This is a genomic window from Microbulbifer maximicatervae (SeqCode) (genome assembly GCF_052467225.1).
In genome coordinates, this window is sequence record NZ_CP174303.1 from 3,183,716 (window position 1) to 3,197,288 (window position 13,573).

Here is a 13,573-nt window from a genome sequence, read left to right on the forward strand (position 1 = left end):
GTATCTTCAACTTATAGATATACGCGCAATTGGTTGAACATTTATATCTTTTGTTAACTCCTGGAAAGATATAACAGGAAGCTCATAGAACTCTGTTTCTATTAGCTTTCTTACATAACGACGTATATCCATGGCAATAAGCAAAACAGGTTTTCTCTCCATCTGTAAACTATCTCTGGTGTATACAGCGAGCTTCTCGGTAAATCGTTTTGTTACCGAAGGATCTAGAGCTAAATAATAGCCTGCCGAAGTTTGTCTAATGGCACTACGAACACTATCTTCCAACTCCTGATCCAGTAGGTAGCAAGGAAGCGTGCTATTTCCCCCAGAATACTTAAAGCAAATCTGACGCTTTAAACTACTACGCACGTATTCAGTTAACTGCACAACATCCTTTTCTTTCTGTCCCCACTCAACTAGCGCTTCTAAAATAACCCTCAAATTTCGAATGGATATATCTTCTGACACCAGTCTCTGGAATACCTCACTAAGTCGCTGAATAGGCATTACTCGCTCAACTTCTTTGACTAACTCGCCAAAATGCGGCTCTACTCGCTCCAACAAGTAACGAGTTTCCTGTATCCCAATAAACTCCTCTGCATATCGGCGAAGGATGTAGGCCAAATGGTAAGTAATGATACGATTGAACGAAAAATAGGACAGATGATTAGTATCCAGTATTTCAATCTGCTGATTGCTTACCCACAAACTTTCGATGTCAGGCAAAAACTTTTCCTCTTCACTAAATTCAATACCCGACATCGATAGTTGATCTTTAGGTTCAGTTATCAAAACACAGTCCGGCATCAATCTTCCACGCCCAACAGGTACCTCCTGATTCAGGATGTAGTATTCATGCTCGCTAAGATTTTCATTAAATCGTAAGTGGACACCGGGAAATGGTACCCCTAAATCCAAGTAGAGTGCTTTTCGTACGCGACTTAGTTCTGCATTCAATTCTGTAGCATCTAAAACACCCTCAAGATCAACAGAGACATCAACTAAAAGAGGCACTGTAATAGAGAATTCATCTCTGCTGCTAGCAGCTGTTCGAGATGATATTCGTTTTGCTTCTGCCGTTGCAGCCGCTGCAGAGGCGCCATCTTTTGCCAAAATTTCTGGTAGATTCTCTTCCTGGATTCTATTTTTAGTGGCCAATCGTGCTAAGAGGAACCCTCCTCCTCCAATCAATATTGCCAATACAATAAAGATTTTAGTAGGAAACCCTGGTATCAAAGCCAATCCGAATAGAAGTGCGGATGACATATAGAGAGCACGAGGGTGTGCTGTGATTTGAGAACCTATAACCGTGCCCAGGTTTATATCTTTACTCTCTAGCTCATCTTCTGTTGACGTCACGCGTGTGACAATCATGCCAGCGGTCATCGAAATAAAGAGCGCAGGAATTTGTGCTATTAACCCGTCACCTACGGTGAGAATAGAGTACATTTCCAGGGCTTCACCAGTAGACATTCCGTGCTGGGTAGTTCCGATTAAAATCCCACCTATGATATTGACACAGATGATAATAAGACCTGCTATTGCGTCTCCTTTAACAAATTTCATCGCGCCATCCATTGACCCAAATAGCTGGCTCTCACGATTTAATGATTCCCGCCGATCCCTTGCCTCTTCAATATCAAGCATCCCAGCTCGCATATCACCATCGATACTCATTTGCTTGCCGGGCAAGGCATCCAGGGAGAATCTAGCACTCACTTCAGCAACTCGTTCAGCACCTTTCGTAATCACTAAAAACTGTACAATAGTGATGATAAGGAAAATAACCAACCCAACCACCAAGTTGCCGCCAACTACGAAATTCCCGAATGTAGTAATAATATCTCCAGCATCTCCATTCATAAGAATTAATCGTGTCGTCGTGACCGATAACGCTAAACGAAATAGTGTACTAATAAGCAGTACTGCAGGGAATGCACTAAACTCCAATGCTGTTTTGATATAAACAGATAGCATCATTAGGAGTACCGCGATAGCAAAATTTATTGCTATTAACGTATCTACCACTCCTGTTGGCATTGGCAATATCATCATAAATATGATGGCGACCAACAATATAGCCAGGGCAAGGTCAGCTCGCCGACTAAACGCAACCAATACATTTTTCATTTACTAGAAGGGCCTTCATTAATAAAATTCAAATAGCTTCTACGTGCTAATTTTGAGGCATCAGAGTTTTCGGATTTCCAATGTGCTTCACTCAAACAATAATATATTGCGGCTGACTGTTCCCGACTTAGATTGCACGTCTTCAGAAGCTCTCTGGATTTTAACTCCAGATTTTTAAGGTCATTTAAAGACATCCATGCTTTGCACAACATAAGCCCGGTTGGTAAACTTTTTCCGTACAAAGTTTCAATAAGTAACAGTAGAGCGACTGCCTTATTTACATCAGCATAGTCTAGTTGCAATTGCGCTTGCGTGAGTATCCAATCTCTCATAACGCTAACTTAGTCTAATTAAACTTGTAAACACTTTAAGGCTCAAACTTTTTTAAGTAGATTTCTTTGAACTTGATTTTTCAATTCCAGCTCCGCTAGCTCAATGAATATCTGTTCACACTTCTCCCTTAGTTCTGTGTCTAGTTTGTCCTCTAAATTTCTTATCCATTCCACAGCCTCCATGGCCTGTCGTTCCCCCTGACAAACGTCAAATGATTTCAATTCAGACCTTTCAGGGCTACATACTTTATCCAATAGCCGTTTACCGTTTGAACGCTTGAACAGTTCAGACAGATGCGACGGAGCCGCGTGGTTGTTAAAGAATATGATACGTGTGGCTGATGGTGTTTTAAGATTTTCGGGCTCGTGCTCTAGGTATGAGACCTTAGAGATTCCACCTTGGAAATTTAGCGTGTGCTTAGTCTTGTCAGACAACATGACTTAATCCCCTAAGATGCTTTGATTTACTTGGCGGAAGTTATTTAGCGCCGCTTCAAAATTGATAAAATCCAGGTTTTCTCTAAGAATTACCAGCCTGAGAACAATTTTATCTTCATAAATATGCCCAGTAGGGGACAATGAATTCTGATTGCTATATTTGTTAGCTTCTAGAACATGCTCTATAGTATCATCATCTACTCGATGCTTTACCCCCAACGATATGAGCAATGACTCATCATGAGGAAAATAGTTTAACTCAAGATTCCCAATATTATTAAATTCCAGCTGGAGATAATTCTGAGAAAGCTGTCGCTTGTCGATCTCTATACTATAAGCGGAGAATACACGTATCAGTATTGCTTCAATCCAGCCGGGCATATGCTGATTCCCTCCGAGCGAACAAATCTGTACATTTAAATATTGCTTCAATACATTGAGTTTTTTGTTCAGCATTACCATAAATGTGATTAGGCACAAGACTTACTATATGTTTAATTTGCACTCCTAAGATATTAAGTTTCGCTAGATTTTTTATCTTTAAATTACTCGCAATTTTACTAACATCGGAACTTTCCACCCAGCTTTTCTTTTGTAACGATAGGACCTCATTTAGAAGCTTACTTGTTAAACTTCTCTGGGTATTTGCTCCAGTCATGGGTTGCTCGAGTAGTCTCGCAGTCTCTCGGCAGGCATCAAGTAATGCTAACAAAGTCTTCAACTCGCTCATATTTCTCATTACAGAGATGAGCTCTGAGTTCTCAATATTCCGGCCGCCTCCATGATATTGTGAAGAAAGCTGCCTATATAGCTCTCCAGCTCCAAGATCAAGGTAGTGATCTCCGAATTTTTCTCTAAGATCACAAAGTACATTGAAAATATTACCAAAGCTAATTGAGTGCTCCGGTTTGGTCAGATCACTTAATTGGTTTTCATCCAGTCCTCGTTGCTTCGCGGCATCCAAAGTACCATTGGCCAATACACCGGCTCTGAATTCCAAAGACGTTGATATCGGGGCTAGCTGCCTATCAAGCTCAATATATATTTCAGATATACTGGGAACAGTTCTATTAGAATTTTCAAGCTGCTCCCTGAGAGAAAGCAATGCAATCCCTTTCTCCGTTATATCTGATGAAATAAATTTAGAAAACGTTCTAATCTCTTCAATCACTTCCGACTTGTTATGACGATTTTGTTTAATTGCTGCTGCAATTTCACTAACTTTGTCGACTTGATGTTGGCTGAGCGCTGATTTCGATAGCTTTTTTACATCCAAGCCATCAAAGTCTCGACGGGACTCTCTAGCTCTGCTACGGTTTAAATTTTTATATTTATGTAAAAATGAAGAAAACTCCTCCAAACTATTACTTATAGTTTGAAACATCGTTTTACCTTTTTGAGCAGGCTGTATTTCTCTACTTACACTGTCAATAGCTGTGGGTTTTTCGACAATGCGATTTACTCCAATTGACTGACCGCCCTGAGAATTCATCAGAATACCTTATTTATCAAACAAGTAGGTGGTAGTTAGGCATTTGTATTATTTCCTGCATTGATTAGACTAGTAGAAACTCTATCACTAAATAGTTTCTTCAATGCTCTCTCTAGAAATCCTCTCTCTTTCAAAGTAAGACTTCGAGAATTCAAGCCAATAGAAAATTCCCCCAGCTCAAAAAAATTCACTTCAGATACATCTAAACTATAAGTCGTCAGGAAATAACTTGAGGCATGATCGATTTGTATACCAGAGATACATAGCGCATCAATTTTTCTACTACTAAGCATATCAAGGCATTGATTAATTGACTTGCAATTAATGAATGATTTCGAATAAGCATGTGAGCTTAACAAATTTGAATTGACAGCTAGCAGAGGATCTGGCCGTATATATCCAACCGATTTTACTTTAGAGAAAAATACATCCTTATTATATGTATCTATGAGACCTTTCCGCTCAGTTAGTGCCAGGTAATGAAGAGATAACTCTTCTATTGAAAATGATTTCCAGTTGGTGACTTGCGAATCGTACTCAATGGTGTTTGAAGCGCTAATCACTATATCGTAATTGCCCAAAACCAACTCTTTTTTGAGTTCACGAACAGAAAGGAAATCGATAGAAAAAGGTGCTTCGTCTTGTAAAAATGTGTCACTTGGAAATAGAATTTCTGCAGCCTTTTGTGTCACGGCATTGTTGGCTTGCACACCTATACTTAGGGTTTGAAACAAGTCTTTCTCATTTACTGGTTCACTTACGCAACCACATAACATAGAGATACTAAGCAAATGAACAAGGAAACCTCTTAAATACACTTCTGCCTTGCCTCTGAAGGTGATACGCCATACTTTGACTTATATAATTGCGTGAAATAGGACTGACTGGAAAATCCACTTTCCAGGGCAATATCTACTAACCGTTTACTTGTCGTACGTAATTGAATATTAGCGTGCCTGAGTCGTCTCTCATTAATCCATGATTTTGGGGAAGATTCACTAAATACCTGACTAAACATATTCTTAAACGAAGTCAAACTCATACCGATATTCTTCGCATAAGTAGCTATGCACCAGTTTTTTGTAACGTTAGCCTCCATGAATCGTCTAAATTTTTCCTGAACCGGGTTTACCCGATTCAGCAGTTCGTCAGCGAGTATTTGCCCCTGATCACTCTTTAATTTCAGCAATAATAACTCTTCTAACTTGAGGGCATTCAACCCCTCATCATCTAACCGGCTGAACAACCTAAAAGAATCTAATGTCAGCCGTGTCAACTCACAACTCGGAAAGACAATCGGATCTTTGCCTTTCGGTAAAACAGATTTAACCATTTTAAGCGCCTGCTCCTTACGAAGCAGCGCGTTATCATACCTTTCATAGAACCTGGTCAGCATTGCTGCACGAATACCTACACATATTACAACAATATCCTGGTCTTTTAGGTTGTTGCTTAATTCAAAATCTTCATCAGATCCTGCAAGCCAAACCTGCCCTATTGTCAACTCAAAATTCGATTGATGATATCTAATTCCAGCAGAACCGGTCACCATCATGACCAAATTCACAAAAGGTGAAAATGTGAGCACGATAGATTCTCCACGTGGAATTGAGAATGTTTTTAATTCAAAAAGATCGCCACAATGTTGGCAATCAATAGCCACTCTACTGTTTCTGAATCCATCTTGTCCCTTATAGGAGGGAGTATTCATGTCTTTCACTTCTCTTTATGAAATCTCTACCTATTTATGCTCACATTTGATTTTAATTACACCTCGGAAATCATCTAAACTATCGACTTTGATAGTGCGTTTATCGTTGAGCTGTGATGAGAATGAAGCTCATTAATCATCGATGAGAATGTACTTGTCAGATTGTCAACTAAAGCAATATGCGCATTAGCTAACTCTCCATCTTGTTTATCGATATTCATTTCGGCATCCAACTCTACCTGCCTCGCCTGCAATAGTGCTTGAAGTTCCTCCGCTTCAGCATTGAGCCTATCTATTTTTGCTTCTAAATTTTTCTGTACGGCCGCTGCAAAATGTTGACCGCTACCCGCCCCTCCTGAACCACCACCAGCTAGGCTAGCGACCCCCATAACTCCGCTCATGATACCCATCCCCATTTTGAGGTTCGCTGCTTGAAATCGTAGATTTTTGACTTCCTCCGCTGCTTCGATAATTTCATCACGCTTCGCCAATGCAGTGTCAAATTGATCAATATATTTCTTGATACGAACCGAAGTCTCACTTTCCCTCATCTCTCGAAAGACAGACTTAAGATTATTATTAAGCGTATTTATCAGGCCGTAGATATGGTTGTTGTGAGAGAAAGCATTAAGAAACTTTTGTACATCATCTGATTCATCGAGCACCGGCTGGTAGATATCAATAGCATCTTCAGCTTTGGTTATTGACGCCTTTGCCTCTTGAGGGGGTCCCTCAACCTCTCCATTGGAGTCGATCTTTGTTGAGCGAAAAGTAATACCGGGACCGAAACTAACATTACCATCTACTGAACTCATAATTTTCCTCCTTAAACAACTGAAATATTTAAACCTATCAAATTTGCCGCTATTAGAAAGTTGACTTCCTGCTCTTTAGTATCTTCTTTAGTCCGATCATCCACTACCACTGCGGAACTTTTTATGGTAGCTTCAGTTATCACTATATATATTGTTTAACCTATTCCTTTTCCGCTAGTCCTGCGGAAACCACACCAAATTTGAAGAAGAAAAATTTTTTGCTTTGTCTAGGAGTTACCCTTGAGAAGCACTGCACATTCTTCCATTTTGCCTGATCAAAATCTTGAATAAACAGATATCTGTAATTCTCCGCTCACCAAAAAATTACTCGGCCTGATTTCCTTTGGCGAGGTCAATTCGGCTGTTGAAATATCAACTCTGACGCCGACTTTGAATCCAAACATATTGCCAGCCATATTTTTCTCTTTACTTAAACCCTTGTGATGTAATTCAACACAACTAACTTTCATTGTACTCATAGCTCTGAGAGGCTTTAGTAACTACAAAGACATTAGTCTCAATTATCAGATTAGTGTTTTATTACTCATCTAAGCGCAATTATTTGGATTGCTCATTGTTCACCTATGGTACGTAGTCGTGAACTTGATGCTTTAGATTTCTTGCACATTTTTTAGATTTTAGGCATTTTTTTCGTCGGAAATATATTTCCCGGATGTGGTATCAGATTAGCCACAGAACTCGCTTACTACTTCATTATTGAACTTATTAGGCAACTCTTTTGATCAGCGCTAAAAGCCAAAAATGTGAACGCCATCTAAGAGTAAATTCAAACTCATCCACAGCTAGAACCAGTTCGCAAACGTGATGGTATCCATACCTTTTTACCTTTGACTACTGGCACTCTAAGAATATAATTCTGCCAATATCTTACTTCTTGCATTTTAGTTTCGTAATTTTCAGGTTTAAAGTTAAATATAGTGCTACCCGTTAAATCGATTTATCATTGGTCTTCAGTCGTTAACTATCCTCGGCCAGTCCAGCTTTTCGCTAGTAAAACTGATTACCGTTTGGGCCACCGTTTGAACTACCGTTGGAATTACCGTTTTCTCACCACCAAGTAGTGAAGTGAGGCCGGTAACGTTCCAGTCGACAGAATAGGATTGTCACAGTTCGAGACCTGCACTGATTACATGCCTATGAACTCTCAACCGTCAGCCATGACTCATACAGCCCCACGTCCAGCGTACTCATTCTTTCGCCCCGAGTTGCTAATGGCCCTCTGAATTATTCAGTAGTGAGGTAAGGTCTACTTATGTACTCTGCTCAGGTGTTCTCATCATCTTGTAAAGTCTGGCTCCGGAGTGATCACAGGTCGTTCAGATATTACCCAGTGCATGTTTGGAACCAGGTTGATTCCTGTCTCTACCTACATTGGTAGGCAGATAGTCAAAGGAGCGAGGAGCTGTTTGACCTTAACCTGAGGTGACTGGCAACAAAGCTATTTGATTCGGAACTGTTACTCGATACCTAGAAAGCCATTCATTTCCGAGCCCTCCCCAGGATCGACACTTAGTCGACTGTGTAGCTCTGGCTGCAAGGGAATTAGATAGGCATACAATGGGTGATATCCTGGCTTGATCTATGTCACTGTCCGAGACCCGGGTTCAAATTGAGGTGCTTCCCTTCCCTGTCTCAGGAGGAGCGCGTCTCATAGGGGGTGGCATAGCTTGCGAGTGATGCCGCGGTAAGCTTACGCTCAGCGTGCAAAACAGCCTTCAGCAAAACTGCTAATCCCATTTTCCATCAAGTGTCAACACCAAGGATGAACAGGGCTCTTTTGTGGAGCTCATGGCCAATTTCAGTGCACCATAAAAGGTGAGAAGCTAGCCAAAGATATCTACCTAGAGTCGAACTCGTAGATTAGAGGGAAGGAACATTTGAAAAGGCATAAGGGTCTTCCAGCTACCTGATGGTCAATAGAGGCGATTACCCACGACCTACCCTCCCAATAGCAGACAAAAATGTCGGATGAACATAGCGGTACTCCCCTCCAGTGGGGAGTCGCCCTTCCGGTCAACTTGCTGTAGCCCTGGAATTTACGGTGGATAAACAGATAGCTGTGAGGTATTTTACGATATGGAAGTCGACTATTTGCTAACTCAGAACTTTTAGAGTAAAGGCTGTTTTACCCTTAAGCACTCCAGGTTACCGATTACTCCTCCACGATTATTTTCTATATTTTTGCATTTAGTAGGCATTTCTAAAGCCACCATAAGTAGATTAATTTTCATACTGACATACAGTTTGGCTCAATTACAAATTGGCTCAAAATTATCGCTAAACTGAGCATTTAATCAGTTAAAGTGTTTACTGTGCTTGGTTTTGCAGTTACTACCAGACACTATCTTTCCATATGTTATTGCTGGACAGTGAAGATTCTGCGGAAATTTCAGCGAATTTCACTTTATAATTTTAATTTACAATTACACTTCCTCAGATTTATCACAATAAGAAGTAAAGTGGTGCAATTATCATATCTTGCTGCCCTGTAAAGATATGCTTGAGTCCCAGAAAACCCCGATTGATATTAGCCATACAGAAACAATTGGGGTCTCAATTTAAAAGAAATAAGGCCTGAATTTATACCCTAAAGATAAAAATGACCAATACTTATAAAATTTCTTAAAAATCTAAAATTTAACACTTCCATATCAGCTAGCCTTATATAATACTACTAAGCCTACTCAATGAAGCAGTAAAAACCTACATGACAATTAAGTAGCAGTATAGTATCTAAAAAATTAGAGCTAGAGAGGATTGGTCTTTAAGAATGCGTTGATTCTGAGTTACATCCTATTAGATAGGAGAGCCTTGACCCGCATGACCAAATTAACAAATGGAAACAAAAGTTCGGTGATACCGCCGAAAAATACTATCAAGGGCTAATTCACATATGCCTAAAATTACTATGTTGAACGGTGCAAATACAACAGTAACGCCAAGTACCGATAATAAAGGGGCTTTACATTCAGACAAGAGTCCTCAAAAGACTACAAGCGAATTTGCTCAAATTCGAGAATCAGCGCGCTCTAATGTTGATGATGCCTTCAGAAAAAATTTTTTCCCTGCTCCTAAATCTATTGGCAATGTAGATTCTCGTTTAAATTTTGGCGACCCAAAGCAAACTTTTATTCATTTCCTACAGCAACTCAGTGTAACAGTAGCGGAAAATAATTCATCCTCTGCATCAGAAAAAATCGAGCAGATAAGCATGATGATTCAAATGGCCGAACGAAAGATAGGCGGCAGTGGGTGATCCCTCAGGTTTAGCATTCCTATTTAATGTATGCCAAATGCGTCAGACTAGCTTAACTGCCTATATCCCTTATAGACTTCACATAGCTATTAGGTGGCTATTATAGCGCCCCTGATATACACAAGCTATAATATCCTAGGTACACCCTTGAGGAGTCATTTTCCAGCTTGATTTCAGTTGACCTTTCTCTATCTAATTTCATATTTAAAATTAAACAACTGAAAATGCTGACTTTGATCCTTTAGGGTTTCAACAGGACAAAAGCCGATTGCTAGCTAAAAGAACTACCAGCCAACTAACAAAAGATATTAAGAAAGATAAATTTTGGGATAGGGATTTGAGTGACGCACGTTCAACTCAGCTAACCCTTCAGTTGAAATACCAATACAAAGATAATTCTCTCATTGACTTTAATTCAAAATTTGAGTCGAAACCATTAGGGTAAGAATCCCAACAACCTCCATTCAGCAAGAGAACACCATATAGAAATTAATGATATTCAAATCTCAGATACAATATTTGACGCCAAATAGTATAATATTTGCAAACATTTAACCCTGCTAAAATAGTTATTATATAAAATATACTGGTATAAAGAACTTATAAAAGGTCGACTTCTCGCTAACCGGAGCCTTGAATTGCTTCTATGGTTTTAGACTATACATTGCTATTCTTAAATGGCATATCACTGCCAACGATCATACTCAATAGCTAAACTAGCTTGCTGAATTAATTCGAAAAGTAAGGCTGGTTTATTTTTCAAAGAAAAGAACGCCTCCAGTCACCTCCCTCGGAAGTATTCCAGTGAAGTATTTTTGACCAAATGGGGCGGGCTCTACATCAGAAGAGTTGCCATATATCAAATAGACGAATATCAAATATACAGAAGCCAGAAAGACATCCTGATGAAGCATCCGCGCGATAGTAGCGCTAGATGTTACACGAAGGCAGCTATTCGCTACCTTCAAGCTCGGGAATTAGGTTCATACCTTTTATAGATGGGCGCATTAATCCTCGAGCTACCTTTCTTTAATTAAAACTCTAGCCATGAGAAAGATAGCCTTCTTGGTTTTAGCACCAAATATTTGACATACTAGGGGCCAACAGTCTTTCTGGCCTCAGGTTTTTGATAGGAAAATGCCCTTTATTTATTATTCGAGATAAATTTACGCACTTCCTCAACAAACACGCTTGAGGCTGATTCACGTCCCAGCAACAAATGCCCATCACTCTCTAGACCAACAAAGCTGGCGTTAGGTATGCTGGATGCAATATCGCATGCTGACTTTACCGAAATCCTCTGATCTCCTAGAGAGTGAATAACCAATGTAGGAACTGTAACTCTCCTTAGCTGATCGCGAACATCAATGCTACCAAACACTGAAAGAAAGCGAACTGCATTTTCTGGAGAGGTTGTTAGGCGTTGAAACTCGTTGAACCAGGCCAGCTCGTTTGCATTAGCACTTGGCATAAATGTTGAGGAGAAAATTTGCCTGTATGCAGGGTTATCTTGTCCCCAGCCAACTTTCGTAAGAGTCATTACCGCTTCTCGCTCTTTAACAACAGACTCTGTAGCTCCAATACGCCAGCCGGCTGCGTAGCCACCAAACAGAATAAGTTGCTTTACCTTTTCAGGATACCTTACGGCATACTCGATAGATACAGCAGCCCCTTGAGAAATACCAAGCAACGTAAACTTATCAACGCCACAGGCATCAACAACCGTCTCAAGATCTGTTACGAATGACTCAAAAGTAATATTGTCAACATCCCAATCTGAAAGACCATTCCCACGCTCATCATAGCGTATAAATCTATGGTCTAAAGACAGCTCTCGAAACAAGGGGCTCCAAATGGGAGAGTCCCAATCATACTCCAAGTGGCTCAACCAATTAGCAGCCTTTACTATCGGGGCGCCCTTTCCTATCGTTGCATACGCGATTCGGGCACCATCTGCAGCGGTACAAAACTCAATTTTCTGACTAGTGAGAAGTTTGCGCTCGAGAAGCTGTTCATTGACAGGGGGCAGGCCGGACTCTTCCTCTGCTGGCGCACAAGGTGACCAGGCAATTCCGGCCTTTCTAAACCTTTCCGCCAACTGTGATCTTATTCTGGCCAGTTCCTGTGTTAGCCCCATTCTCTCCAGCTTTGTCAATAGCTGAGTGGCAGCAAGAGAGTTGTATGGCTCAAGACTTTCCCAGTATCGCGCCCACCTCAATTGCTCGGGAGGTGGTATCTCAGGGTGAGACGACAAGCGGGATAGTATTTTACCGCGCAAACGTCCCACTTCCTCCCGCTCAGCGAGCAGCCACTGCTGGAATAACTCTTGGTCAGGCAGATCTATCCCCTCAAGAAATGGCTCCTTTAGTTCAGAATTGATGGCCTTTAGGTCATCTACTGATAGGTCTGGGGTCTCAAGCTGACAAGCTATGGATCTAATATCAATTAGAATGTCATCAGTATCCAAACTCACCCTCTCACGATCCGCAATCAGCCGGTTTATGTCGGGGGTGTTGACAATAGGACGTATTTTACTTAGTGACCACCTAAGAGATGCTCTTGGATCATCAGGCAACTCCCAGAAGATTTCACATAATCGATCACGACGATGCGGTCGTGCCGCCAACGCTAAGAACGCGAGAAGTGCGCGTGTCCTTTTAGATCGGGGAAGACTAACCCGATCTCCATCACGATAAACGGTCAGTTCTCCAAGTAATTGGATTGTTATACCCATAACCTAAATACTTACTTATTAATACAATAGTGCTCTAAACCAAATGAGTGAAGTTTCAAGATCAATGTGAGTACACTCACTATAACTCCGAACACAGCAACCAAAACCCCTGGCGCAATTAACTATTTAAGTTCATTAAGCTAAAGGTATATGCATATTATATTCTCAATCACATTGGTTAGCCGCCGATAGGCAGGAGTATAGGTGAGAAGTAATAACGACATAAATATGGAGCACTGATCCGGGTGCCAACCTACTAAAGATGAACCCATCTGGCACCTAATTCTAGCACTTGCCACACAAATATGATACACGCCAATTAGATTGATATTTAGTCAATACTTCCGGCCAAGTGTTGCCAAACCCGTACTATCATGACTGTGAATATACGTCTCTCTATTATGGTGTGAATCCGTTCGGTCGCTGAATTTTGCCTAACGTTATTACCAGGCCAGAATGTCATCAAATATCAACTAAAACTTGGGTGTCCCGAAGACCTTCAACTAAAACTTGGGTGTCCCGAAGACCTAGAATTGGCAGATATAGACAACCGCCTTATATCTCTTCGTTGCTTTTCCGTTTATTAATTAGCCACCACTGAAGAAATACATCAACCAGTACTGATTGCACCTTTAAGTTACCTA

At 40.6% G+C, this 13,573-nt stretch carries 9 protein-coding genes; 1 reads left to right on the forward strand and 8 read right to left on the reverse strand.

What is annotated here, in order from left to right; genetic code table 11:
* Window positions 1–6: 6 nt before the first annotated feature.
* From sctV to ACJJIZ_RS14120, 7 genes are all read right to left on the reverse strand, one after another.
* Window positions 7–2,130 (reverse strand): type III secretion system export apparatus subunit SctV, encoded by a 2,124-nt coding sequence (gene sctV / locus ACJJIZ_RS14090; protein ID WP_444913833.1) that lies wholly within the window; start codon window positions 2,128–2,130, stop codon window positions 7–9.
* 374 nt (window positions 2,131–2,504) lie between these two features.
* Window positions 2,505–2,900 (reverse strand): hypothetical protein, encoded by a 396-nt coding sequence (locus ACJJIZ_RS14095; RefSeq protein ID WP_413662016.1) that lies wholly within the window; start codon window positions 2,898–2,900, stop codon window positions 2,505–2,507.
* A gap of 3 nt (window positions 2,901–2,903) precedes the next feature.
* On the reverse strand, window positions 2,904–3,281 hold the full coding sequence (locus ACJJIZ_RS14100) for a hypothetical protein (protein ID WP_444913834.1): 378 nt from the start codon (window positions 3,279–3,281) through the stop codon (window positions 2,904–2,906).
* Window positions 3,265–4,392 carry a TyeA family type III secretion system gatekeeper subunit gene (locus ACJJIZ_RS14105; RefSeq protein ID WP_444913835.1) on the reverse strand — a complete coding sequence of 376 codons (1,128 nt, stop codon included), beginning with the start codon at window positions 4,390–4,392 and terminating at the stop codon, window positions 3,265–3,267. Before ACJJIZ_RS14105 ends, ACJJIZ_RS14100 begins: the two co-directional genes overlap by 17 nt.
* A 35-nt stretch (window positions 4,393–4,427) precedes the next feature.
* Window positions 4,428–5,210, reverse strand: coding sequence for a hypothetical protein (locus ACJJIZ_RS14110; RefSeq protein ID WP_444913836.1), 783 nt, complete (start codon window positions 5,208–5,210; stop codon window positions 4,428–4,430).
* Window positions 5,201–6,103 carry a helix-turn-helix transcriptional regulator gene (locus ACJJIZ_RS14115; protein ID WP_444913837.1) on the reverse strand — a complete coding sequence of 301 codons (903 nt, stop codon included), beginning with the start codon at window positions 6,101–6,103 and terminating at the stop codon, window positions 5,201–5,203. The genes ACJJIZ_RS14110 and ACJJIZ_RS14115 overlap by 10 nt, the downstream gene beginning before the upstream one ends.
* 74 nt (window positions 6,104–6,177) lie before the next feature.
* Window positions 6,178–6,918 (reverse strand): hypothetical protein, encoded by a 741-nt coding sequence (locus ACJJIZ_RS14120; RefSeq protein WP_444913838.1) that lies wholly within the window; start codon window positions 6,916–6,918, stop codon window positions 6,178–6,180.
* Window positions 6,919–9,832: 2,914 nt separating this feature from the next.
* On the opposite strand from ACJJIZ_RS14120, the gene ACJJIZ_RS14125 reads away from it, so the two are divergent.
* Window positions 9,833–10,195, forward strand: a complete 363-nt coding sequence (locus tag ACJJIZ_RS14125) for a hypothetical protein (RefSeq protein WP_444913839.1) — start codon at window positions 9,833–9,835, stop codon at window positions 10,193–10,195.
* A 1,144-nt stretch (window positions 10,196–11,339) separates the two neighbouring features.
* Here the strand turns inward: ACJJIZ_RS14125 and ACJJIZ_RS14130 are convergent.
* Complete coding sequence (locus ACJJIZ_RS14130; protein WP_444913840.1) at window positions 11,340–12,929, reverse strand: bifunctional AfsR/SARP family transcriptional regulator/alpha/beta hydrolase; 1,590 nt, start codon at window positions 12,927–12,929, stop codon at window positions 11,340–11,342.
* Window positions 12,930–13,573 lie beyond the last annotated feature (644 nt).